The sequence below is a fragment of the Arthrobacter sp. MP_M4 genome (assembly GCF_035984855.1).
In the GTDB taxonomy this organism is placed as follows: Bacteria; Actinomycetota; Actinomycetes; order Actinomycetales; family Micrococcaceae; genus Arthrobacter.
On record NZ_JAXCHX010000002.1, the window covers coordinates 277127 to 301020 of the forward strand.

Here is a 23894-nt window from a genome sequence, read left to right on the forward strand (position 1 = left end):
TATCGATAAACGAAAGGACATCATGGCCGAGGACACCCTTCCGGTAGCTGTCATCGGAGCCGGGCCGGTCGGCCTCGCTGCGGCGGCACACCTGCTCGAACGCGGGATCGAACCATCCATTTTCGAGACCGGTCCGACGGCGGCCGCGGCGGTGGCGCAGTGGCGCCACATCCGGCTGTTCTCCCCGTGGCAGTACAACACCGATGCCGCTGCCGTCCGGCTGCTTAAGCCCACCGGCTGGGAATTACCGGAGGCCACGGCACTGCCCACGGGCGGTGAACTCATCGACGGCTACCTCAGCCCGCTTGCCGCGCAACCCGCGATCGCGTCCCGTCTGCACACCGGCGCCCGCGTCGTCGCAGTAACCCGCCTCGGAATGGACAAGACACACTCACGGAACCGGAACACCACACCGTTCGTGGTCCGGGTCGAACACGCCAGCGGAGAGGTCCTCGATCACCGGGCCGCAGCCGTCATCGATGCCTCCGGTACATGGTCCATGCGCAACCCGCTCGGAACCTCAGGCCTGACCGCCCCCGGCGAAGCCGCCGCAGCTGACAGGATTTCCCCGCCGCTGCCGGACGTCCTGGGCCGCGACCGCGGGACGTTCGCGGGCCGCACGGCGGTCGTGGTCGGCGCGGGCCATTCCGCCGCCCACACCCTGATCAGTCTCTCCGAGCTCGCGGCCCAGGTGCCCGGAACGAAGATCGTGTGGGCCATCCGCGGCGCCTCCCCGGCCAAGGTCTACGGTGGCGGTGACGCCGACGGGCTGGCGGCCCGTGGCCGGCTCGGCAGCCGGCTTCGCAGCCTCGTCGATTCGGGCGCCGTGGAACTGCATACCGGGTTCGGCATCGCCGCCCTTGCAGTGGCCGGCGGTAGCGACGGCGCCGTCACCGTGACTTCCACCGACGGCCGCACGCTCGAGGCCGACGTCGTGGTTCCGGCCACCGGCTTCCGCCCGGATCTGGACATCCTCCGGGAACTCCGGCTCGAACTGGACCCGGCTGTGGAAGCCCCGCGCGGGCTCGGCCCGCTGATCGACCCGGAATTCCACTCCTGCGGAACCGTCCAACCGCACGGCGCCAGGCTGCTTGCCCACCCGGAGCAGGACTTCTACATCGTCGGCATGAAGTCCTACGGCCGCGCGCCGACCTTCCTGCTTGCCACCGGCTACGAACAGGTCCGGTCCGTAGCCGCCGCCCTGGCCGGCGACCAGCAGTCCGCCGACGCCGTCCGGCTGGAACTCCCGGAGACCGGCGTTTGCTCGTCCGACGCCAGCACAAGCTGCGACGTCCCAGCCGCCGCGCCGATCGGTGTGATGGCGGAAACGGCAGGCGGCTGCTGTGCAGCGCCAGAACCGGTCCTCGTCGGCTTCCCTACCGGGCTGGCCCACGGCCGCTCCGGGCTGGCCGCCGGGCTGAGGAACCACCCCGGCGTTCCTTAGGAACGCACGGGATCTTCGGTACCGGGCGGGCCCTCGCCCGAGCCAAGCGGTATTCCGGGGCCGAAGACCGGCCCCGGAAGGGGACGCTTGGCCGTGATGCCGTCCCCGGAGGAGCGGTGCCGGATCCGGCGGACCACCCACGGCATGAAGTGTTCGCGGGCCCACACCAGGTCCCCGGACCGGGCCTGCCGCCAGCTGCGCGGCGGCAGGGGCTTGGGGGAGAGCGGCTCCAAGGTGTGCTCGACGTTGAGGGAATCCAGCACCATCGCCGCGATCGTGTGGTGGCCCAGCGGTGAGAAGTGCAGGCGGTCCGCGTCCCACATTTGCGGATCGTGGAGCTGCCGCAGCGACCACATGTCGGCAATGATGGCGTCGTGGCGGGCCGCGATGGTCCGGAGGTTCTCGTTGTAGATGGCCACCTTGCTGCGTACCCGCCCCAGCACCGAGGACCCGGTGTCGGGACCGTTGAAGAGCACCACGGTGGCACCGGCCAAACTGAGGATCTGCACCACGGAGTCCAGCTTCTCGGCCAGGGCGTCCGGATCCCCGCCGGGGCGGATCAGATCGTTGCCGCCGGCGGACAGGGTCACCAGATCCGGACGGAGCGAAAGGCAATGCGCCAGCTGCTGGTCCACGATCTGCTGCAGAAGCCGGCCGCGGACAGCCAGGTTGGCGTAGGCGAAGCCCTCATGGCCGCGGCTCAGTTCCTCGGCCACCCGGTCAGCCCAGCCGCGGTGTCCGCCCGGGCTCGCCGGCTCGGGATCGCCAATGCCCTCCGTGAAGGAGTCACCCATGGCCACGTAGCGGGTCCAGGGGTGGGTGATGGCGTTCTCGGGGACGTTCTCAAGGGCTTCAGTTTCGTTCACCTTTCCATGGTGCCCCTTTCCTGCAGAGCTACGCCACCGGGGGTTGTTACCTCCGGGTAACTGTAAGAATGGTGCCATGACTTCCGCTGCAACCTTCCCCGAACCCGTCATCCTCTGGTCCAAGCCCGGGCAGGAGCGCGCCGGCAAGCCGCTCCTGGTCCTGCTCCACGGCTACGGTGCCAACGAACAAGACCTCCTGAGCCTGGCCGACATGCTGCCGGCGGAGTTCGCGGTGGCCTCGTTGCGGGCCCCGCTGGTCTCCGGCGCGGGCTTCACCTGGTTCCCCCTGACGGCGTCCATCGAATACTCGCTCGAGGCGGTCAAAGACGCCGCCGTTTACGTGGAAGACTGGCTCGACGCCGTGCGGCCGAACCACCCGTCCGTGACGTTGCTGGGTTTCTCCATGGGAATGGCGCTCGCCACCGCGCTGCTGCGGCGAAGGCCTTCGGACTATGCCGCCGTCGTCGGGCTGTCCGGGTTCGCCGTCGACGCCGCCGGTGACCCCAGCTTCCGCGACGACGAACTGGACGGGACGGTGCCGCTGTTCTGGGGCCGCGACCAGCAGGATCCGGTCATCACACCGGACAAGATCGACTTCACCATGGGCTGGGTGCGCAAACACGTTAAACTCACCAAGGTGCTTTACGCCGGGATGTGGCATGGCATCAACCAGCAGGAGATCGGCCATGTCGGCGAATTCCTCACCCATGAGGTGCTCCGCAAATAGCCCGGACGGCGCCGCCGTGGGGGCTCCGTTTGGGCGGTTCAGGGTTGGCGGCGCCGCCGTGGGGGCTCCGTTTGGGCGGTTCCGGGTTTGCTAGGCTCCGTGGGGCGTGGTGATCCGGACGGTCTGGCTGTTCACGGTGACGGTGTCGCCGTGGTGCAGTTGGCGGCCGCGCCGGTCATCGATCTCGCCGTTGACCTTGACGAGCCCGTTCCTGATCAGTTCCGCAGCTTCCACCCCGTCCTCGACCAAACTGGCCAGCTTCAGCAGCTGCCCCAGCCGGATCATGTCGTCGCGGATAGGAATGTCTTCAATTTCCGGGTTGCTCATACAAGCAATAATGCCTGACCGAAGGTGGCACCAATGACCCACGCACCGCGGCTTCCGCTGCCAGCAGGATTGCTCATCGCCGTTTCGGCCGGGCTCCTCGTCCCCGTCCAAGGCCGGATCAACGGTGCCCTCGGAACGGTCCTGGCCGACGGCCTGGCCGCTGCGGTGGTGAGTTTCAGCACCGGACTGGTGCTGATGCTGGTGATCTCGATGGTCCTCCCCAAGGGCCGCGCGGGGCTCGCGGAAGTCCTGCCGGCCCTGCGCGAACGCCGTTTTCCGCGCTACTACGTCTTGGCGGGCGCCATCGGCGCGCTCTTCGTGTTTGCCCAGTCCTTCACCGTCGGGCTGCTCGGTGTGGCACTCTTTACCGTCGCCGCCGTCACCGGCCAGACCCTCAGCGGACTGCTCGTGGACCGGATGGGCATCGGCCCCGCGGGCAAGCGGCCACTCACCGGAATCCGGGTCATCGGCAGCGTGCTGACCGTCGCCGCCGTCGCCTGGGCCGTGTCGCCGCGCTTCGCCGCCGGGACCGGCAGTGCCGGGCCTCCGGGGACGGACCCGTTGCAACTGCTGGTGCCGGTACTGCTGCCGGTGCTCGCCGGTTTCCTGATGAGCTTCCAGCAGGCCATGAACGGCACCGCCACCGTGCACTACCGCACGCCGATCACCGCGACGCTGGTGAACTTCATCGCCGGCAGCATCGTGCTGTGGATTGCTTGGCTGATCAAGCTGGCCGCTGCCGGGCCCGGCAACGGCCTTCCCGGCGAATGGTGGTATTACCTGGGTGGGCCCATGGGCTGCGTGTTCATCGCCGTCGCTGCCTTCCTGGTCCGCGGTCTGGGTGTACTGATTACCGGGCTCGGCATGATCGCCGGGCAGTTGCTGGGATCGCTGGGCCTGGACCTGGCGCTGCCGGCTCCCGGCACGGTCGTGGCGCTGCCCACCGTGCTGGGCACGCTCCTGACCCTGGCCGCGATCGTCCTGGCCAGCCTGCCGTGGTCCCGCGGGTCCCTGCGACGGTAGCGGCCCGGGTAGGCTAGGAGCTTGCATTACACCGTACGTAGCACCCCGCCCGGCGACCAGCCGGGGTCCGGGGCTGAGACCGCGGACCGCACCCAGCGGCCCTGTAGAAAGTGGAGTTCCCATGGCAGCAAAATCCGTCCTCGACCAGATCATTTCCCTCGCCAAGCGCAGGGGTTTCGTATTCCAGGCCGGTGAAATCTATGGTGGCTCGCGTTCTGCCTGGGACTACGGCCCCCTGGGCGCTGAGCTGAAGGAAAACATCAAGCGCCAGTGGTGGCAGTCCGTGGTCCGCGGCCGCGACGACGTCGTGGGCCTGGACTCCTCGGTCATCCTGCCCCGCCAGGTCTGGGAAGCGTCCGGCCACGTCGATGTCTTCTCCGACCCGCTGGTCGAGTGCCTCTCCTGCCACAAGCGTTACCGCGCGGACCACCTCGAGGAAGAATACGAGGAAAAGAAGGGCCGTCCCGCCGAAAACGGCCTCAAGGACATCGCCTGCGCCAACTGCGGCACACGCGGTGAATGGACCGAACCCCAGGAGTTTTCCGGCCTCCTCAAGACCTACCTGGGCCCGGTCGCCAGCGAGGAGGGCCTGCACTATCTGCGTCCCGAAACCGCCCAGGGCATCTTCGTCAACTTCTCCAACGTGCTCACCACCTCCCGGAAGAAGCCCCCGTTCGGCATTGGCCAGATCGGCAAGTCCTTCCGCAACGAAATCACGCCCGGAAACTTCATCTTCCGCACCCGTGAATTCGAGCAGATGGAGATGGAATTCTTCGTTGAGCCCGGCACCGACGAGCAGTGGCACCAGTACTGGATGAAGGAGCGCATGTCCTGGTACACCGGCCTCGGCATCCGGGAAGAGAACCTGCGCTTCTTCGAGCACCCGCTGGAAAAGCTCAGCCACTACTCCAAGGGCACCACGGACATCGAATACCGCTTCGGTTTCTCTGGTTCCGAGTGGGGTGAGCTCGAAGGTATCGCCAACCGCACGGATTACGACCTCTCCACGCACTCCAAGGCATCCGGTGCGGACCTGAGCTACTTCAACCAGGCCACCAACGAGCGCTACACCCCGTACGTGATTGAACCGGCGGCCGGCCTGACCCGTTCCTTCATGGCGTTCATGATCGATGCGTACACCGAGGACGAGGCGCCCAACGCCAAGGGCGGCGTCGACGTCCGCACCGTGCTCAAGCTCGATCCGCGGCTGGCCCCGGTCAAGGCAGCGGTGCTGCCGCTGAGCCGCAACGAGGACCTCTCCCCGAAGGCCAAAGATCTCGCCGCCCAGTTGCGCAAGAACTGGAACATCGACTTCGACGACGCCGGTGCCATCGGCCGCCGTTACCGGCGCCAGGACGAGATCGGCACGCCGTTCTGCATCACGGTGGACTTCGAGACCCTGGAGGACCAGGCCGTCACCATCCGTGAACGCGACACCATGAGCCAGGAACGCGTGTCCCTGGACAAGGTGGAGGGCTACCTGGCCGCACGGCTGATCGGCGCCTGACCGTGGCGATCACCTACCGCGAATGGCGCGACGGCGACGATCTGGCGCTGCTGGAAATCTGGGGCGGGCCGGAAACCGAGCAGGCCCGGCAGTTCCGCGGCACCCTCGCGCCTTCGGGCAACGCCCCGTGGCGGCGTTGCATCGTGGCCGAGGATGTCGTTGACGGTGTGGCCATCCCGGTCGCTGCCGGAGTGGTCCACGAAGCCTCGCTGCACCCCCAGCGGCTGTGGGCCTATGTCGAGGTTGACCGCCAGCACCGCCGTGCAGGCGTGGGCTCCACGCTGCTGACCATGCTGCGGCACGAAGCGGCGCAGTCGCCGTCGGGTGTCACCCGGCTCAGGACCAAGGTTGAGCCGGGCACCCCCGGCGCGGCCTTCGTTGAAGCTGCCGGCCTCGTTCCGGTCCAGCGGTCCCGGCTTGTCGTCGTCGAGCCGGGCGCACTGAAGCTGCCCGTCTTCGGCGACGGCTCCGAGGCCGCCGCGTCCGAGCAGGTCGAGGACCTCGCCACCGGCTCGGTGGAGCTCAGCGATGTTGTGGGCCGGTACTACTCCTCGGTGCATGGCTGGGACAGCCCGGGCGAGCTCAGCATCGCCACGGTCCAGCGGTTGTTCCTGGACGAGCTCAGCGGGGCGCACGGCGCGATCGTGTTGCGGGCGCCGAAGGCCAGTGCCTTCGGCCAGGGCGTACCCGTGAGCCGGAAGGGCCGGCTTGAGGCCTTCGCCATCAGCTACGCGGAGCTCGCGGCCGCAGGGGGGAACCCTGGCGGTGCTGACGCGCCCTCCGGCCAGCCCACGGACGTGTTCCTGGGCCACGAACCGAAACTCTCCGAGGACGAAGCCCGGGCCGCTGTCCGGGACCTGCTGGCGCTGATTGCGTTCCAGCACCCGGTGCTGCTGGAACTGGACGACTCGATGGCTGCATTGAGTGCCGTCGTCGGGCCCCTGCTGGCAGGCGGCCAGGCACGCCTCCAGGGCGCCGAGACCCTGGTGGTCTCCGACCCGGCGTAACCGGCGTTAAACGCAGCTGACCCGCAGGAGAAGAGTTCCGGCGGGTCAGCTGCGTTTAAAGCAGGTGCATTACTTACCGGGCGGCATGACCGGCGGAACGAAGTCGAACGTCATTCCCAGCAGCCAGACGAGCAGCAGCACCACGGGCAGGTGGAACACAAACTGCAGGAACGTGAACCCCACCAGGTCCCGGGCCCGCAGCCTGAGCACCGCAAGCAGCGGCAGCATGAAGAACGGGTTGACCAGGTTCGGCAGGGCCTCGGCGATGTTGTAGATCTGCACCGTCCAGCCCAGGTTCATCTGCACATCAGTGGCGGACTGCATCACGTAGGGCGCCTCGACCAGCCATTTTCCGCCACCGGAGGGAACCAGCAGTCCCAGCAGGGCCGTGTACAGCGCGATGACGACGGCGAACCCGCCGCCGCTGCCAATGTCGGAGAAGAACTCGGCCAGATGAGCGGAGATCGTCATGCCTCCGTGGCCGGTGGCCTTGGTCAGGATCGCGGCCATCGCGGCGTAGAGCGGGAACTGGACCAGGATGCCCGCCGTCGCCGGGACGGCCTTGGTGACGGCCTGGAGGAAATTCCGGGGGGTGCCGTGCAGCACCAGGCCCAGGATCAGGAAGACCAGCAGGTAGCCGTTGAGGCTGCTCACCACAGTCAGGAAAGGTTTCGTCAGGAACTGCGAGATCAGCCAGCCGAGCGTCAGGATGCCGGCCAGGATGGGCAGGATCATGCTGTATTCGAGCCATTCGCCCGGTCGGGAGCGCGGCTCCGATGCTGCCGGTTCGTCGTCGAGGTCGACGCCGAGATCCTCCGCGGTGCGGATGGATCTGCCCTCAGGCGCTGAAAAGTGCGCTATCACCGTGGTGAGCGCCATCAGGATGGCCAGGGTGAGCAGGGACTGCCAGGTGAAGATTGTGGTCCCGAAGTCCAGGATGCCGGTGATCTTCAGCAGGGCCGGCGGCAGCGAGGCCGCTGTGGCCTGCAGCTGCGCCGCCGAAGAGGACAGGCCCAGCGCCCAGACGGCGCCAAGGCCCATAAAGGCTGCGGCGCCGAGCGCGCGGTAGTCCACGGTCAGGTCCTTGCGGCGGGCGATCGCGCGGGCCAGCAGGCCGCCGAAGATGAGGCTGAGGCCCCAGTTCAGGAAGGACACCGACATCGACATCAGCGCCACAAAGCTCACTGCGGTGCGTGCGGTGGCGGGGATGAGGGCAAGCCGGTTGATCAGCTTGGCCACGGGCGGGGAGGTGGCCACAACGTAGCCGGTCAGCACCACCATGGCCATCTGCAGGGTGAATGCGGTCAGGTCCCAGAACCCGTTGCCGAAGGAGTCGGCGATCGACTGCGGTGAAGCACCGATGGCCAGGGCCGCCACGGCGATGATCATGACACCGGCCAGGGCGAAGACGTAGGCGTCCGGGAACCATTTCTCGGTCCACGCCGCCATCCGTTGGGCTATTCGGGCGAGGCCGCGTTCTTCGCCGATGCCGCTTTTCGTCAGGGCTGTGTTTGCCACAGTGGGGGACCTCTCCATTGAGTGCGATTTTGTACCCGATGGAGTTTAGTCAGGAGAGCCCGGGTATGCGGGCTTATCGGCGCCGGCCGCCCGCGCGCCGCGGCCCTTCGGCCTCGTCCAGCCGCTGGCGCTCCTCCTCGGAGGGTGCTCCGCCGCCGAGGACGGCCGGCATCCACCATGCGCCCGGTGCGGCAGTCAGGGGAAAGTCCGCGATGCAGGCGTCAATACCGGACTGGAGGGCTGCGCGCAGCACGTCAGTGGCGGGTTGCGCGTCCCGGGCCGGGTCAGGGTGCATTGGTTCGCCGACGTGGATCCGGACCGGGGCGCGCCAGGCGCGGGCAGGGGAGAACCCGTGGCGGCGGGTCATCAGCCGGTGGGCGCCCCACACGGATACGGCAATGATGGGCACCCCGGCCTCTGCCGCCATCCGCACCGCGCCGGTTTTGCACTCGCGTACCCTAAAGCTGCGGCTGACACCGGCCTCCGGAAGGATCGCAACGTATTCGCCCTCGCGGAGTTTCTGCACGGCGGCATCATAGGCGTCGGAGCCTGAACCGTACCCGACGACGATGTGTCCCGCGGCACTGATCGCGGGCCCGGCAAACCAGTGGTCGGCCGCTCCCTGCGTGACCAGGAACCGCATCCGGATCTGACTGTGGCTCCACAACAGGAGCTCGGCGAATGCGAAGTCGAGGTACCCGAAGTGGGTGATGGCGACTACGGCGCCGGAGCTGGGGCGGTCGCGGAGTGTTGGCTCCGGGAGGTGCTGCTGTCCGGTGACGATCATCCGGATCCGGAACAGGCGGCGCAGCGCCTGCCCGGTGCGCACAATGACTGCGTAGAAGCGGTCGTTGGGCGGGGGGCGCCAGGGCATGTCAGCGCCCGCCGGGCCGGTGGGCGCCCGGCCGCTGCCCGCTGCGGTGCGCACGGCGGGGCGGCAGCGGCACAAAGCCCGACGTCGATTCCACGTAGTCCCCGTACCCGGGACGGGCCGCCATGGCCTTCTCGGTGAGCGGCTTGCCGGACTTGCCGGCGAGCAGCCAGATCATCAGGGCGGGGGAGAGGACCGTCAGCAACCCCGGCCAGGAATCGGCAGTGACGAGGAAAATCCCGGCCCAGACAGCGGCGTCGCCGAAGTAGTTTGGGTGGCGGGTGTACCGCCAGAGCCCGGTGTTGAGCACCGTGCCGCGCCGGGCGGAATCGGCTTTGAACGCCGAGAGCTGCCAGTCGCCGACCGTCTCGAAAACAAAGCCAACCGCCCACAACACCACCCCCAGCCACGCCAGCCAACCGAGGGGTCCGGTGCTGAACATCCCCACCTGAACAGTGAGGGAGACAAAGAACAGAATGACGCCCTGCGGCAGGTACACCTTGCGCAGGGCGTAGACGTTGCGGGACCCGGGAGCGGCCGAGAGCATGTCCACATAACGGGGGTCTTCGTGGCCGCCGCGGGCACGGACGCCGATGTGGACCGCCAGCCGGATGCCCCAGACTGCCACGAGTGCCAGCAGCAGCATGCGGCGGCCGCCGTTGCCCTCGCCGGCGGACAGCAGCCAGGAAATGCCAGCGGCAACGACGAAGCCGAGGCCCCAGACGGTGTCAATCACGCAATGGCGGCTCTGGCGGACGGCGACGGCAAAGGTGCCGGCCAGCAGTACGGCCAGTCCCGCTGCCACCCACGGCAGGCCCGCCAGGAAGGGGCCGAACGGAAAATCCGGCATCACAGCACCACGGGAAGGCTGGCTCCGGCGGCCGGGAGCAGGCTGCGGAACGAACCGGCGCCGCCCCCGAGCTCCTGCCCCGAAGTGGCCGCGAAGGCGTCAAGAATGAAGCCGTTGGCCAGAGAGTTCCACAAACCCACCCGGCGGAACATGAAATGTCCGGCGCCTTTGAGGGCAACGTAGTCCACGGACTCCGCGACGCCGTCGGCCCGGCGGGCGAAAGCCAGCGAGTTCGCGGGACTGGTCCAGCGGTCATCTGTGCCATGAACGATCAGGATCCGACGGCCCGCCACGGGCTCCACCGGCGTCGCGGCGTTGAGCCAGGGCGCCAGGGCGGCGACGGCTTCCACCTGCGGATGGTCCGCGACGCGCAGAGCGGTCAGACCGCCCATCGAATGGCCCAGGAGGTAGACAGGAACCCCGGGGTGTTCCCGGCCAATGAGCTCAAGCGCCCACCGGGCATCCTGGACGGGGGACATGTCCGCTCCGTTCCAGCCCCGGTACCTGTTCCGCAGGGTCCAGACGGCCAGGCCGTGGCGGCCGCCTCCCCTGTGGAGGGCGCGGGCGAACGGCAGCATCCGCGCAGGACTCAGGTGCCGGCCACGCACCGAGTCGAAGCTGTTCGCCCGCCCGCCGTGCAGGACCAGGGCCACGCCACGGGTGTCCCCGGTGGCGCCGGAAATACTCAGCACGGCCCTGGCAGCCGCTCCCGCGCCTGCCGTCCCGGGTTCGCGGTCGTCTATCTTGCGTATCGCCACGGGCGTATCCTCCACGTCTTGTTCATCTTTTCCAACCATAAGGTGCTCGGCCTGCAGTTCACGTTCTCCCCTCAGGACCCCCGGGCTCTTCCCCTGGTTCGCCGGGGGACTTGCCCACGGAGAATTCGGAGCAGGACCCGTAACGGATGGGCGCGGCAGGCGCCGGCAGGCGGCGTGCACCGGACTCGCGGGTGCCCGGCCGGGGCATCAGGAAGTACCGGTCCCGGCCTCTTGACGGGGGTCGGCCGGAGGAGTAAGCCAGTGCTCGTAAACCTCCGGGCGTCATGCCGGCTGGGAGCACCAATCACCGTCCGGGTCGGAAACATCACGACGAAATCGACGGTACAGAAAATGAATGCAAGCAACTTTGACGGCCTGCGTGAGCAAGTCCGCGGGCAGGTGATCACGTCCGGCGACGCCGGCTATGACGAGGCCAGGACCGTGCAGAACGGCATGATCGACAAACGGCCGGCGGCGGTGGTCCGCGTCTCCCAGGTGGCGGACGTCATTGCCAGCGTCAACTTCGCCCGCGACCACTCCCTGGCTGTGGCCGTCCGCGGCGGAGGGCACAGCGGGCCGGGCTACGGCACCGCGGATGACGCGCTGGTCATCGACTTTGCCGGCACCCGCGGGGTCCGCGTTGATCCGGCCAGCAGAACGGCCCGGACCGAAGCCGGGGCGACGTGGGCGGACTTCAACCACGCCACGCACGCCTTCGGGCTGGCGACCACCGGCGGGATCGTGGGCTCCACCGGCGTTTCCGGACTGACCCTGGGCGGCGGGATCGGCTACTTGAACCGGAAGTACGGGCTCAGCTGCGACAACCTCCTGTCCGCCGACGTCGTGACCGCGGAGGGCAAGTTCCTCACGGCACGCGAAGGCGAAAACGACGATCTCTTCTGGGCGCTGCGCGGCGGCGGCGGAAACTTCGGCGTCGTGACGTCGCTGGAATTTCAGCTCCATCCCGTGGACATGGTCCACGCAGGCATCATCATCTACCCCCTGGAGCACGCAGAGACCGTGGCGAAGTTCTACCGTGAGCAGTTGGCGGCAGCACCGGAGGAGTTCGGCGCTTTCCTCGCCTTCCACCAAGGTCCGCCGGTCCCCTTCCTCCCTGAGGAGTGGCATGGGAAGCCCGTCTGCATCGTGGTGGGCATGTGGACCGGAGACCCCGCCGAGGGGCAGGCCCGCTGGCAGCCGTTCCTTGACGCCGCGCCCGTGGCAGGGTCCATGGTGGGCCCGATGCCCTATCCGGCCTTGAACTCAGCCTTCGACGGGATGTATCCCAAGGGGCTCCTGGCGTACTGGAAAGCTGCCTTCCTGTCCGAACTCAACGACGGAATCATCGACGTCCACCTCGATTTCGCCCGCCGGGTCCCCACGGTGCAGACCGCCGTGCATCTCTACCCGATCGACGGTGCCGTGCACCAGGTGGGAGCCGCAGACACGGCCTTCCCCAACCGCAGTGCCCGGTTCTCCCCGGTCATAGCCTGCCACTGGCAGGACCCTGCGGACACCGCGGCCAACATCGCCTGGGTGCGGGACTACGCTGCAGCGCTCCAGCCCTACTCCGAGACGGCCGGCTACATCAATTTCATGGACGGGGACGATCAGGGCCGGGTCGCGGAGAACTACGGGCCCAACTACGCACGGCTGCGGGAGGCCAAAGCCAAGTACGATCCGCAGAACCTCTTCCACGTCAACCAGAACATCGTTCCTGCCTGACCCGGTGGGCCGCGCCGCGCGGCGCCGCGAGGTCCGGCCCGGCGTTCCCGAACCAAGCACGCCCCAATCAAGCGTTTCCGGACGGAGCGCGCCCCAATCAAGCGTTCCCGAACCAAGCGCGCCCCAATCAAGCGTGTCCGGACGGAGCGCGTCCAAACGGAGCGTGTCCAGGCGGAGCTGCCGAAAGCCGTAAAGTCTTGGGCATGAGGTTGAACTGCTGATGGGCGCCGGACATTCACACACCCCGACCGGGCACACGGATCCGACGCCCCGGGCGCTCGCCGCCCGGAAGAAAGCCAACCTCATCCTGGCCGCCGTCCTGATTCCGCTGACGCTGCTGACGCTGGTGGCGATGGCTTTGCTATGGCCCTCCGGTAGCAAAGAAGGCATCACGCTCGCCAGCCCTTACGCCGCCGCTCCCGGGGTCACCTTCGACACCGGCAAGATCCAGCGGGTCGTCACCGGCAGCTGCATGGACGGTTCCCCGCAGGAACCGACCGGTGCCGGCGCTTCTCCGCAGCAGGGGTCAGAGTGCACCTTTGCCTTTACCGATCCGGACAAGGGCGGCGACCCCGTCAAAGTGGTGATCAACCCCGACGTCGCCAAGTCCCACGGAGTGAAACCGGGCGACATCATCCGGTACCTGAACCTCTCCAAAGCCCAGGGCGCCGCCGCCCAGGGCACGCCCTCCTACGTCTTCGTGGACTTCGTCCGGACCACGCCCATCATCTTCCTGGCGGTGCTGTACGCCGCCGTCGTAATCGCGGTGGCGCGCTGGCGCGGGTTCCGTGCGTTGATCGGGCTGGTCGGGGCCTACGCCGTGCTGGTCAGCTTCATGCTGCCGGGTCTCGTGGAGGGCAAGCCGCCGCTGCTGCTGGCGCTGGTGGGCTCCACCGTGATCATGATCGGGGTGCTTTACTTCGCCCACGGATTCTCCGCCCGGACCTCGACGGCGCTGCTCGGCACCATGTTCGGGCTCACCATCACCGCGCTGCTGGCCGCGTGGGCAACGGACGCCGCCAATCTCGCCGGCGTGGGGAGCCATGACTCCGCTACCCTTTCCAATATCTCGGACAACATCTCCATCTCCGGCATCATTTTGTGCGGGCTCATCATCTCCGGCCTGGGCGTCCTGAACGACGTCACTATCACGCAGTCTTCAGCGGTGTGGGAACTGTGGGAACTGGCGCCGGAAACGTCCGCCCGGCAACTGTTCACCTCCGCCATGCGGATCGGGCGCGACCACATCGCCTCCACCGTGTACACCATCGCGTTCGCCTACGCCGGGGCGGCCCTGCCGGTGCTGATCCTGGTGATGCTCTACGAACGGCCGCTGGGGGATGCGCTGACCAGCGCCGAACTGTCCGAGGAAGTGATCCGCACCCTCGTCGGTTCCGTCGGGCTGGTCCTGGCCATTCCGGTGACGACCCTGATCGCGGTGCTCGTGGTGAAAGCGACCGGAATGAGCCCGCGCGGCAGTTCCGTCCCAGCGGGTACCCGGCGCCCGGGCACCGCCGGGGAAGGACCGCGGCGGGGGATCGACGACGCCGCCCCCGCAGGAGTTCTCGAAACGGCGCAGGCCGGGCGCCGCGGACGGCGCGCCGCGGCCCCGGACTGAGGCCCGGATTCTCGGCCCGTTTTCCACATAGCCGGTACCGACCCGACCGATTTGCCCGGCTTTGAGACAATGAACAAGTGACTGTTGTAGCTACCCCTCCCGCCCCCAAGCTGGAACTCCCGCCCCTGAAGCTGGGTCCCCTCACGGTGGACACCCCCGTGATCCTGGCGCCGATGGCCGGCATTACCAACTCCGCGTTCCGCAGGCTGTGCCGTGAATACGGCGGCGGCCTGTACGTCGCGGAGATGGTCACTTCCCGCGCCCTCGTGGAGCGCACCCCGGAATCCCTGCGGATCATCGCGCACGACGACGACGAGAAAGTCCGCTCCGTCCAGCTGTACGGCGTCGATCCCGTCACCGTGGGTCAGGCCGTCCGGATGCTCGTCGAGGAAGACCGGGCGGACCACATCGACCTCAATTTTGGTTGCCCGGTGCCCAAGGTCACCCGGCGCGGCGGCGGCTCCGCGCTGCCCTGGAAGATCGACCTCTTCACCTCGATTGTGCAGACCGCTGTCAGGGAAGCCTCCAAGGGCAACGTTCCCCTGACCATCAAGATGCGCAAAGGCATCGACGAGGACCACCTCACGTACCTCGACGCCGGGCGCATCGCCCGCGATTCCGGCGTTGCCGCCGTCGCTCTCCATGGCCGGACCGCGGCGCAGTTCTACTCCGGCCAGGCCGACTGGTCCGCTATTGCCCGGCTGCGTGAAGCGCTGCCGGACATCCCGGTGCTGGGCAACGGCGATATCTGGTCCGCTGAGGACGCCATCCGCATGGTCCGCGAGACCGGCGTCGACGGCGTGGTGGTGGGCCGCGGCTGCCAGGGGCGGCCCTGGCTGTTCGGGGACCTCATGGCCGCTTTCGAAGGCAGCGACGAGCGGCACAAACCGGACCTGCGGCAGGTCGCGGAAGGGGTCTACCGCCATGCCCAGCTGATGGTCGAAACCTTCGGTGATGACGAAGGCAAGGCCCTGCGCGAAATCCGCAAGCATATGGCCTGGTATTTCAAGGGATACGTGGTCGGCAGCGAACTGCGCACCAAACTGGCCATGGTCACCAGCCTCGAGGTCCTACGCACCACGCTGGACCAACTCGACCTCGATTCGCCGTACCCCGGCATTGACGCCGAGGGCCCGCGCGGCCGGGCAGGCTCGCCCAAAAAGCCCGCCCTGCCCAAGGACTGGCTCCTGGACCGCCACATGGACGCCGAACAATCGCGCGAGATCAGCCACGCGGAACTGGACGTGTCCGGTGGCTGAAACCAGAACCACCGCCCCTGTGCTGGACGGCTACGTGGCGCGCGACACCGCCCGCTGGGTGGAGGAGCCGGCCAAGTCCACCTACCGCTCCGACTTCGAACGCGACCGTGCCCGGGTCCTGCACTCCTCAGCCCTGCGCCGGCTCGGGGCTAAGACCCAGGTCGTGGCCCCGGACACCGATGACTTCGTCCGAACCCGCCTCACCCACAGCCTGGAAGTGGCCCAGGTGGGCCGCGAACTGGGCCTTGCCCTGGGCTGCGACCCCGACGTCGTGGACACCGCCTGCCTCAGCCACGACCTCGGCCATCCGCCCTTCGGCCACAACGGCGAATCGGCCCTCAACGAGGTCGCCCACGCGATCGGCGGCTTCGAGGGCAACGCCCAGACCCTGCGCCTGCTGACCCGGTTGGAGCCCAAGGTCCTGGCCGCGGACGGGCGTCCTGCCGGGTTGAACCTCACCCGGGCCAGCCTCGACGCCGCTGCGAAATACCCGTGGTCGGCGGCAAACGCCCCCGTCCTGCACGGCGAGCGGACCAGCAAGTTCGGCGCCTACGAGGACGACCTCCCGGTCTTCGACTGGATCCGCGAGGACGCCCCGGAGCGCCGCTCATGCCTCGAGGCGCAGGTCATGGACCTCGCCGATGACATCTCCTATTCGGTGCACGACGTCGAGGACGCCATCGTCGCGGGGCACTTTCAATTGCGCTGGATGGACAACCCGGACCACCGCGCCCGGGTGGTCGGTTACGCCAAACAGTGGTACCTGCCGCACAACGACCCCGCCGCGATCGACGCCGCCCTGGCCCGGCTGGAAGCGACCAGCGTCTGGGTGCGGGAGGCCGACGGCAGCCGGAAATCCATGGCCGCCCTGAAGGACATGACCAGCCAGCTGATCGGGCGGTTTTGCCAGAGTGCGCTGGCCTCCACCCGTCTGGCTTACGGCCCGGAAAACCTCACCCGCTACAACGCGCAACTGATCGTTCCGGACGAGACCGTCATGGAGATCGCCGTCATGAAGGGCCTGGCCACCACCTTCGTGATGACCACGGAACACCGTCAACCCATTTACGAACGCCAGCGTGAGGTCCTGCACGCCCTCGTCACGGCCCTGAGCGCCACCGGGGACCGCCATCTCGAGCCGATGTTCGCGGCGGACTGGCGGGACGCGGAGGACGACGGCGCACGGTTGCGCGTCGTGATCGACCAGGTCGCCTCGTTGACCGACGGGTCAGCGCTGGCGATGTACGAGCGGCTCGTGGGCAGTCTGCCGTCGCTGTGGTGAACCGTCCGGTGACCTTGCCCGCGGACTCCTGCTCTGCGCCGATCCTGCCGCCGAGCGGAACTAGGATGGCAGTATGGCCGGCCTGATCAAACGTGACGATATCGACGAAGTACGCCAGCGTACGGACATCAAGGATGTCGTTGACGGCTACGTGACCCTGAAGGGAGCCGGGCTCGGTTCTTTCAAAGGCTTGTGCCCCTTCCATGACGAGCGGTCGCCCTCCTTCACTGTCCGCCCCCAGGTGGGCCGCTACCACTGCTTCGGCTGCGGCGAAGACGGTGACGTCATTTCCTTCGTCCAGAAACTGGACCACACCTCGTTCCAGGAGGCCGTGGAGAAACTGGCCGCCCGCATCGGCTTCGAGCTCCGGTACGAAGACGGCGGCTCCGGACCCAACCGTGAGGACGTCGGCCGCCGGCAGCGCCTGCTTGACGCCCATAAGGTCGCGGATGAGTACTTCCGTGCCCAGCTGTTGACCCCCGGAGCCACCGAGGGCCGCAATTTTCTGCACGACCGCGGCTTCGACCGCGCCGCCGCCGACCAGTTCGGCGTGGGTTACGCCCCGCAGGGCTGGGATTCGTTGCTCAAACACCTCCGCGGCCGGGGCTACACCGACGCGGAGCTCAAGCTGACGGGGATGTTCTCCGAAGGCGGCCGGGGGATTTACGACCGCTTCCGCGGCCGCCTGATCTGGCCCATCCGCGACATCGCCGGCGACACCATCGGCTTCGGCGCCCGCAAGCTGTATGAGGACGACCAAGGCCCTAAATACCTCAACACCCCCGAAACCGCGCTCTACAAGAAGTCGCAGGTCCTCTACGGGATCGACCTCGCCAAGCGCAACATCGCCAAGGACCGCCAGATCGTCGTGGTGGAGGGTTACACCGACGTCATGGCCTGCCATCTCGCCGGGATCCCCACCGCGGTCGCCACCTGCGGAACGGCGTTCGGCACCGACCACATCAAGATCGCCCGACGGCTGCTCTCCGACGACGGCAGCGGGGGGGAGGTCATATTCACCTTCGACGGCGACGCCGCGGGCCAGAAGGCGGCCCTGCGCGCTTTCGAGGAAGACCAGCGGTTCGTCGCGCAGACCTACGTCGCCGTTGAGCCCAACGGCGCGGACCCGTGCGAACTGCGCCAGACCAAGGGCGACGCCGCCGTGCGGGACCTCATCGGTACCCGCCGGCCCCTGTTTGAATTCGCCATCCGGGCCGCGTTGAAACGGCACAACCTGGACACTGTCGAGGGCCGGATCGCCGCCTTACGCGAATCCGCCCCGGTTGTTGCCCAGATCCGCGACGCCGGTATCCGCCCTGCCTACGCCCGGGAACTTTCCGGCTGGCTGGGAATGCCGGTTGAGGAAGTCAGCCGGGCGGTGGGTGCGGCTGCTAAACGCGCTGCCCAGGCGCCGTCGGGTGGGAGCAGTTCCGGGCAGTACCCAGGCCAGGGACGGGGCCAGGGCTCAGGGAACGCCTCAGGCTACGCTGCAGGGGCCGGCGGTTCGGCGCCGGGAGTTGCCCCTGTGCCGCCGTCTGCCGGCCTGCCGGCGTTCAACCGGCCCGATCCCCGCGACCCCGTGGCCGCGATGGAGCGGCAGGCTCTTGAGGTTGCCTTGCAGCAGCCCGGGATGCTTGAAGGCGAGACCTGGCAGCGCTTCTCTGAGGCGCGGTTCTCGACTCCGGCGTACCTGGCCATCCACGAGGCCGTCCGGGCCACGGGCCTGGCGTTCGCGGCCGATCCGGTGCGCTGGGTGGAACAGCTGCTGCAGGAGGTGCCTGAACCGCTGCGCCCCTTGGTATCCGAGCTCGCCGTCGTGCCGTTGCCTGCAAGCACTGCCGACGGCGTTACACGGTACTGCCGGGACATTCTGGCGCGCCTGTTCGAACTGCAGATCACCCGGGTCAAGGCGGACAAGATGGGACAGCTCCAGCGCCTGGACGCCTCTGCCGACCCGGAGGATTTCCAGCGGCTCAACCGCGAACTGATGGAGCTCGAGATGCAGCGGCGGTCCCTGCGCGCCGAAGCCTGACCGATTGGAGCGGACCGCGGGGGATTCCGCCCCTCCGGCAGTCTCTTGTGGTCGTCCACCGGCGGCAATTTCGCTTCCACGCCGGGTGTTTGCTAGGCTTGTATCCGCTTCATTCCTCCTTAGCTCAATTGGCAGAGCATTCGACTGTTAATCGAAGGGTTGCTGGTTCAAGTCCAGCAGGAGGAGCGCGCAGTCCCCGTCCCAAGCTTTTGGGACGGGGACTTTTTTATACCCGGAGGGGGTATCGTGCCCGGCCTGCGGGCGCGCCGCCGGGCCGATTTCCTAAGCGGCTCAACCTTTGCTAATGTCGTACCTGCTTCATTCCTCCTTAGCTCAATTGGCAGAGCATTCGACTGTTAATCGAAGGGTTGCTGGTTCAAGTCCAGCAGGAGGAGCGGACAGGTCCCGCGGCCGGTGAGTTACTGGCTGCGGGACCTTTTTTGTGCCCCGTCCAGCGAGACGGCCGGATTCAGACGAAGTACATCTCCACCTGCAGGAACCGCTCGGCCTCCGCCACGGCTGCCCGGAATGCCTCGGCCTCAGTGGGCGAGGTGCGGGGCTCACGCGGGTGCCACTCGTGCGGAGCGGAGTGGACCTGGGTGAAGCCACTGCCGGGCGGAGCGTAGAAAATGCCAAAGCGCTGGACGGGCCACTCGGGGGAAGTCTCGGGGGCCACCAGGAGCGCCGAGTCGTAGGCCGGGTTGTACCACTGCGCGATCGGGCGGCGGCGATCCTCGGTGAACAGGCCGGCCGCGAACAAAGCCGCCGACTGCTGGCTGGTTTGGCTGCACAGGCGATCCCACCACAGGGGCAGGATTCCGGTGTCGCACCGCTGCCACGTGGCCGGTAGGGGCGGGGGACGATCCTGCCAGTGGGGCACATCTACAACCATATCGCCCGCCATGGGGCGGCAACAGGGCCCGCGGACATTCCCGCTGCCCCGCCGGCCGGACATGCCCTTCGTTCGGGCTCACGGATGGACATAGCGTGTATATGCCCATTGCTGGCCGCATCCGCGGGACATGTCCGTTGGACGCGTGTCCGCAGGAGTGGACATGTCCGTCGGACTCGTACCCGCTGGAGAACGTGGCTACTGGATTGCAGGAACCGTGCGGGGCCGGACCACGAGCCACAGGGCCGTGGCGGCCAGGAAGATGCACGCGGCCTGGACGGCGCCCATCGGCGTGGCCGTGGTGACGCCGAGCCACCCAACTACCGGCGAGATAAGCCCTGCCATCAGGAAGGTGGCGGCGCCGAGGAGGGAAGCGGCGGTACCGGCCTGTGCCCCGTGCTTGGCCAACGCCAGGACCTGCACGCACGGGAAGGTGAAGCCGGCGCCGAGGATGTAGAACCACAACGGCACCATGACGCCCCATAACCCAAACCCCAGCTGGTCGAAAATGACAATCAACACCGCCATGAGGAACATCCAGGCGGTGGAGCAGGCCAGGATCCACTGCGGCGGAACCCGCCGGATGAGCCGTGAACTGGTCTGCACCCCCGCAACGATGCCGAGGGAATTCACACCGAAGAGCAGGCCGTATTGCTGCGGACTGAAACCGAATACGCCCTGGAACAGGAACGGTGATGCGGAGAGGTAGGTGAACAACCCGGCGAAGTTCATGCCGCCGACTAACAGCAGCCCCACAAAGATCCGGTCAGCGAACAGGACACGGTAGCGCTGTCTGGCGGTCATGCCGGTCTTTCCGCGCTGCTCACGCGGCAGCGTCTCACGCACCACAAACACGGCTGCCGTGAGGACGCAGATGCCGTAACCGGCCAGGAAGAAGAAAATCCCCGGCCACGGCATGAACAGCAGCAGCTGCGAGCCGATCACCGGGGCGAGGATGGGCGCCAGGCCATTAACGAGAGCCATCCGGGAGAACATCCGCACCATGGCATATCCGCTGAACAGGTCCCGCACCATCGCCATGGCCACCACGCCGCCGCCTGCCGCGCCGATGCCCATCAGCACCCGGAACAGACCCAGCGTTGAGATGTCGGTCGAGAGCGCCGCGCCGAGAGACGCCATGATATGAACGGCAGTTGCAAGAATCAGTGGCAGCCGGCGGCCGAATTTGTCGCTGAGCGGACCTACCACCAGCTGGCCCAGGGCAAAGCCGATCGTGGTGCCGGTCAGCGTCAACTGCACGGCTGCCTCGGAGACGTTGAGGCTCTTTTCCAGCGCGGGGAAGGCCGGCAGGTACAAGTCCACGGTGAAGGGTCCCAGGGCCGTGAGAGCACCGAGCATCAGGATGTAAAGGAGCTTGCGGCGCCGGCTGAGGGAATCGCCAGGATTGGTGGGTGTAGTCACAGAGGTCAATCCTAGGGCTCTTGCCCGCCGGGACTGGGTGGCGCGGGTGGCGCGCCAAAGTTCGCTTCCGTGCCGCGGTGGGGGGACTGAATGGTAGTTTTGACACCGGGGTCTGCAATGAAGCTGCGCAGACCGGCAAGCCCGCGCAAGCGGAATCACAGATGTAACCAGTTAGGCGGGACCGATGAGCGGACGTCACAGCGGCGGGACAAACGGGAAGCTGCGCATTTCCGCGCTGCCCACGACCCTCAAACTGATCTTTAAACTGGCTCCGCGGCAGCTCAACGACGAGATTGCCCTGGCCAAAATCGAGCTGAAGCGCAAGGGCATCCAGGTTGGCGTCGCTGCAGCCGTCCTCGCCGTGGCACTGGCGTTCGTGGCCTTCCTGATCGTCGGCCTCATCGTCGCCGCCATCATGGGCCTCGCCACGATCATGCCCGCTTGGCTTGCCGCCCTCCTCGTCTGTGGCCTTTTCCTCGTGATCGCCCTGATTGCCGGGCTCGTGGGGGTCTCCAAGGTCAAGAAGGCCATGCCCCTGGTCCCGGCGGACACCATCCGGGGCATCAAGTACGACCTTGGCATCGCCAAGGAGGGCTCGGCCTTCGATCCTGCCGTCCTGGACCCGGAGTCCGCGCAGTACAAGGCGGCCAAGGCCGCCAAGGAAGAGGCCGCCGCGAAGGCCAAGGCCGAGAAGGCCGCCAAGAAGGCCGCCGAGCCGGACTTCGGACCGCCGCCCACGGAGACGGAACTTCGACGCCGGCTGGACCAGCGCCGCACCCATCTCACCGGCGTCCGCGATGAACTCAACGACGAACTGGACGTCAAGACCCAGGCGCAGGTCCTGCTGGCCGTAGCCCAAACGAAACTGCAGGTCGGCAAGGAACAGTTCGGCGACAAAATTGCCGGTTTCCGGTCCGCAGCCGGCCGCGTCACGACACGGCGTACGACGCCGGGCAGTCCCGCCCGGAACGGCTCAGAGGTGGCAAGCCAACTCGGTCAGCGGTGGAAACCGCTTGCCGCGCTGACTGCCTCGGCCGCCGCGTTCGTGTTCCTGCTGCGCAAACTCCTCAAGGGCTAGGCAGCCCGCTGAACTGGGACGCGCGTCCGTTGCCCGCCACGAAAGGGGGGACCCGATGAAGTTCATCGGAGCTGGTGCCCGGCCTGGTCAGCCCCAGATCCACCACGACCGGGTCTTCACCGTCCCTAACGTGCTGACCGTGGTGCGGTTCCTGGGCGTCCCGCTCTTCATCTGGCTCGTGCTCGGAGCACAGGAGTACGGTTACGCCGCGCTCGTTCTGGCCGTCATGGGCAGCACGGACTGGGTGGACGGCTACGTCGCCCGCCGCTACAACCAAATGTCCAACCTCGGCCGGATCATGGACCCCATCGCGGACCGGATGTCCCTGATTGCGGTTGCCGTGACCCTCGTGATCGCCGGCGTCGTGGAGTGGTGGTACCTCACGGGGCTGCTCGTCCCCGATGCCATCCTGCTTTGCCTGTCGCTCTACTACTTCCACGGCCATCCCGACCTTCCAGTCAGCAGGGTCGGCAAGATCCGTACTGCACTCCTGCTGGTCGGCACGCCGCTCCTGGTGCTCTCGAAACTGCCGGTCCCTGGCGCCGAGGCGTACTTTGTCGCGGCCTGGATCTGCCTGGGCCTCGGTCTCGTGGGACATTGGATCGCCGCTTACAACTACTTCTGGGCCATCATTCGCAAAGGCAGGAGCCTCTCGGACTCCCGCCCCGAGGTCGACGGCGGTACCCGCTGATGGTATGGATGGCAGTCCTCCTCGCCGTGCTGGGTGCGTTCTGCCTGGCCGTGGGCGCCCAACGCCAGGGCAGCGCCGTCAAGGCGGACACCGGGGGACTCGCGCTCAACAGCCACGGCATGCTGCGCCTGCTGCGCAGCAAGCGCTGGGTGTTCGGACTGCTGCTCTTGACCGTCGGCATGGCGATGAACGCCGTCGCCCTGGTCATGGCGCCATTGACCGTGGTGCAGCCGATCGGTGCCATCGCTCTTGTCATCACCACGATCGTCAACGCCAAAGACCAAGGGCTGAGCATCAACCGCGCCACTGTCGTGGCGATTTCCGCCTGTGTTACCGGCTCGGCCCTGTTCGTCATCCTCGCCGTCACCGTGACCCAGGAAAACCACAAAGTCAGCTCCTCCGACGAGCTGACCATCGTGCTGCTGCTTGCCCTGGCCGTGGGGCTGTTCGGGACACTCGCCCTGATGCTCAGGCACCGCATGAGCGCGTTCATCTACATTCTTGGTGCCGGGATCCTGTTTGGGTTCGTCGCAGTCCTGACCCGCATCATCGGCAAGCACGTCCTCGATCCGAACGGCATGGGCGTACTGAACGTTCCGTGGTATTCAGTTGTTGCCATCGTGGCGGCCGGCGGCCTCGGGTCGTGGTTCGTTCAAAACGCGTATTCCGGGGGCCCGCCGGACTTGGTCATTGCCGGGTTGACCGTTATCGACCCGATCGTCGGCATTGCGATCGGCATCACAATCCTCGGTGAACTGCGCCCCGACGTGCCCGCCGTCATGGCCATCGCGATGGGGGCAGCCGGTTCGCTTGCTATCGTGGGAGTGATCGCTTTGTCCAGGCACCATCCCGAGGTCACCAAGCGCAAGAGGGACGCGCGGAAAGCCGCGGGACGGGTGTCGTAGGACACCAACAAGACTTCAGCAGCGGACCGACGCGCTGCGCCAACGGCCACCACAGACCAGCTGCCCGCACCCTGACAACAGGAGCCCTCCAC

At 67.4% G+C, this 23894-nt stretch carries 21 protein-coding genes and 2 tRNA genes; 15 read left to right on the forward strand and 8 right to left on the reverse strand.

Annotation, left to right across the window (positions count from 1 at the left end):
* The first annotated feature begins 22 nt into the window (after positions 1 to 22).
* Positions 23 to 1444, forward strand: coding sequence for an FAD-dependent oxidoreductase (locus tag RCH15_RS03680; RefSeq protein ID WP_326958141.1), 1422 nt, complete (start codon positions 23 to 25; stop codon positions 1442 to 1444).
* Here the strand turns inward: RCH15_RS03680 and RCH15_RS03685 are convergent.
* Positions 1441 to 2238, reverse strand: a complete 798-nt coding sequence (locus tag RCH15_RS03685; protein WP_409017213.1) for an SGNH/GDSL hydrolase family protein — start codon at positions 2236 to 2238, stop codon at positions 1441 to 1443. The genes RCH15_RS03680 and RCH15_RS03685 overlap by 4 nt on opposite strands.
* Before the next feature lie 148 nt (positions 2239 to 2386).
* Between RCH15_RS03685 and RCH15_RS03690 the strand changes: the two genes are divergently transcribed.
* Positions 2387 to 3037: an alpha/beta hydrolase gene (locus RCH15_RS03690; RefSeq protein WP_326958145.1), complete on the forward strand. Its 651-nt coding sequence runs from the start codon at positions 2387 to 2389 to the stop codon at positions 3035 to 3037.
* 90 nt (positions 3038 to 3127) lie between these two features.
* Here the strand turns inward: RCH15_RS03690 and RCH15_RS03695 are convergent, their stop codons facing one another.
* A complete protein-coding gene (locus tag RCH15_RS03695) occupies positions 3128 to 3364 on the reverse strand; it encodes an RNA-binding S4 domain-containing protein (protein ID WP_326958147.1) in 237 nt (78 codons plus the stop codon).
* Positions 3365 to 3397: 33 nt separating this feature from the next.
* Here RCH15_RS03695 and RCH15_RS03700 point away from each other — a divergent pair, with 33 nt between their 5' ends.
* From RCH15_RS03700 to RCH15_RS03710, 3 genes are all read left to right on the forward strand, one after another.
* Positions 3398 to 4387, forward strand: coding sequence for a DMT family transporter (locus RCH15_RS03700; RefSeq protein WP_326958148.1), 990 nt, complete (start codon positions 3398 to 3400; stop codon positions 4385 to 4387).
* A 121-nt stretch (positions 4388 to 4508) separates the two neighbouring features.
* Positions 4509 to 5894, forward strand: coding sequence for a glycine--tRNA ligase (locus RCH15_RS03705; RefSeq protein ID WP_326958150.1), 1386 nt, complete (start codon positions 4509 to 4511; stop codon positions 5892 to 5894).
* A gap of 2 nt (positions 5895 to 5896) precedes the next feature.
* The gene (locus RCH15_RS03710; protein ID WP_326958152.1) at positions 5897 to 6901 is read left to right on the forward strand and encodes a GNAT family N-acetyltransferase; all 1005 of its coding nucleotides are present in this window, start codon (positions 5897 to 5899) and stop codon (positions 6899 to 6901) included.
* 69 nt (positions 6902 to 6970) lie between these two features.
* Here RCH15_RS03710 and RCH15_RS03715 read toward each other — a convergent pair whose 3' ends face one another.
* From RCH15_RS03715 to RCH15_RS03730, 4 genes are all read right to left on the reverse strand, one after another.
* On the reverse strand, positions 6971 to 8419 hold the full coding sequence (locus tag RCH15_RS03715; RefSeq protein WP_326958154.1) for a short-chain fatty acid transporter: 1449 nt from the start codon (positions 8417 to 8419) through the stop codon (positions 6971 to 6973).
* A 73-nt stretch (positions 8420 to 8492) separates the two neighbouring features.
* Positions 8493 to 9293, reverse strand: a complete 801-nt coding sequence (locus RCH15_RS03720) for a lysophospholipid acyltransferase family protein (RefSeq protein ID WP_326958156.1) — start codon at positions 9291 to 9293, stop codon at positions 8493 to 8495.
* 1 nt (position 9294) lies between these two features.
* Positions 9295 to 10140, reverse strand: coding sequence for a DUF1295 domain-containing protein (locus RCH15_RS03725; protein ID WP_326958158.1), 846 nt, complete (start codon positions 10138 to 10140; stop codon positions 9295 to 9297).
* Entirely contained in the window at positions 10140 to 10892 is a 753-nt protein-coding gene (locus RCH15_RS03730; RefSeq protein WP_326958492.1) for an alpha/beta hydrolase, read from the reverse strand. The genes RCH15_RS03725 and RCH15_RS03730 overlap by 1 nt, the downstream gene beginning before the upstream one ends.
* Positions 10893 to 11249: 357 nt before the next feature.
* Here RCH15_RS03730 and RCH15_RS03735 point away from each other — a divergent pair, with 357 nt between their 5' ends.
* The 7 genes from RCH15_RS03735 (at position 11250) to RCH15_RS03765 (ending at position 19209) form a co-directional block, all read left to right on the forward strand.
* Complete coding sequence (locus RCH15_RS03735; protein ID WP_326958160.1) at positions 11250 to 12623, forward strand: FAD-binding oxidoreductase; 1374 nt, start codon at positions 11250 to 11252, stop codon at positions 12621 to 12623.
* A gap of 220 nt (positions 12624 to 12843) precedes the next feature.
* Positions 12844 to 14241, forward strand: a complete 1398-nt coding sequence (locus tag RCH15_RS03740; RefSeq protein ID WP_326958162.1) for a YibE/F family protein — start codon at positions 12844 to 12846, stop codon at positions 14239 to 14241.
* Between the two features lie 77 nt (positions 14242 to 14318).
* Positions 14319 to 15500, forward strand: a complete 1182-nt coding sequence (dusB, locus tag RCH15_RS03745; RefSeq protein ID WP_326958163.1) for a tRNA dihydrouridine synthase DusB — start codon at positions 14319 to 14321, stop codon at positions 15498 to 15500.
* Positions 15493 to 16782 (forward strand): deoxyguanosinetriphosphate triphosphohydrolase, encoded by a 1290-nt coding sequence (locus RCH15_RS03750; RefSeq protein WP_326958165.1) that lies wholly within the window; start codon positions 15493 to 15495, stop codon positions 16780 to 16782. The genes dusB and RCH15_RS03750 overlap by 8 nt, the downstream gene beginning before the upstream one ends.
* 73 nt (positions 16783 to 16855) lie before the next feature.
* Positions 16856 to 18814, forward strand: coding sequence for a DNA primase (gene dnaG / locus RCH15_RS03755; RefSeq protein WP_326958167.1), 1959 nt, complete (start codon positions 16856 to 16858; stop codon positions 18812 to 18814).
* A gap of 113 nt (positions 18815 to 18927) precedes the next feature.
* Positions 18928 to 19000, forward strand: a tRNA-Asn gene (locus RCH15_RS03760).
* Between the two features lie 136 nt (positions 19001 to 19136).
* Positions 19137 to 19209 (forward strand) — tRNA-Asn (locus RCH15_RS03765).
* A gap of 74 nt (positions 19210 to 19283) precedes the next feature.
* Here RCH15_RS03765 and RCH15_RS03770 read toward each other — a convergent pair.
* Together RCH15_RS03770 and RCH15_RS03775 are read right to left on the reverse strand one after the other, a co-directional pair.
* Positions 19284 to 19694: a hypothetical protein gene (locus tag RCH15_RS03770; protein ID WP_326958169.1), complete on the reverse strand. Its 411-nt coding sequence runs from the start codon at positions 19692 to 19694 to the stop codon at positions 19284 to 19286.
* A 210-nt stretch (positions 19695 to 19904) separates the two neighbouring features.
* The gene (locus RCH15_RS03775) at positions 19905 to 21128 is read right to left on the reverse strand and encodes a multidrug effflux MFS transporter (protein WP_326958172.1); all 1224 of its coding nucleotides are present in this window, start codon (positions 21126 to 21128) and stop codon (positions 19905 to 19907) included.
* Positions 21129 to 21312: 184 nt separating this feature from the next.
* On the opposite strand from RCH15_RS03775, the gene RCH15_RS03780 reads away from it, so the two are divergent.
* The 3 genes from RCH15_RS03780 to RCH15_RS03790 are packed head-to-tail and all read left to right on the forward strand — an operon-like array spanning position 21313 to position 23802.
* On the forward strand, positions 21313 to 22206 hold the full coding sequence (locus RCH15_RS03780; RefSeq protein ID WP_326958174.1) for a phage holin family protein: 894 nt from the start codon (positions 21313 to 21315) through the stop codon (positions 22204 to 22206).
* A 55-nt stretch (positions 22207 to 22261) separates the two neighbouring features.
* Positions 22262 to 22897 (forward strand): CDP-alcohol phosphatidyltransferase family protein, encoded by a 636-nt coding sequence (locus tag RCH15_RS03785; RefSeq protein ID WP_326958176.1) that lies wholly within the window; start codon positions 22262 to 22264, stop codon positions 22895 to 22897.
* Positions 22897 to 23802 (forward strand): DMT family transporter, encoded by a 906-nt coding sequence (locus RCH15_RS03790; RefSeq protein ID WP_326958178.1) that lies wholly within the window; start codon positions 22897 to 22899, stop codon positions 23800 to 23802. The genes RCH15_RS03785 and RCH15_RS03790 overlap by 1 nt, the downstream gene beginning before the upstream one ends.
* The last annotated feature ends 92 nt before the right edge of the window (positions 23803 to 23894 follow it).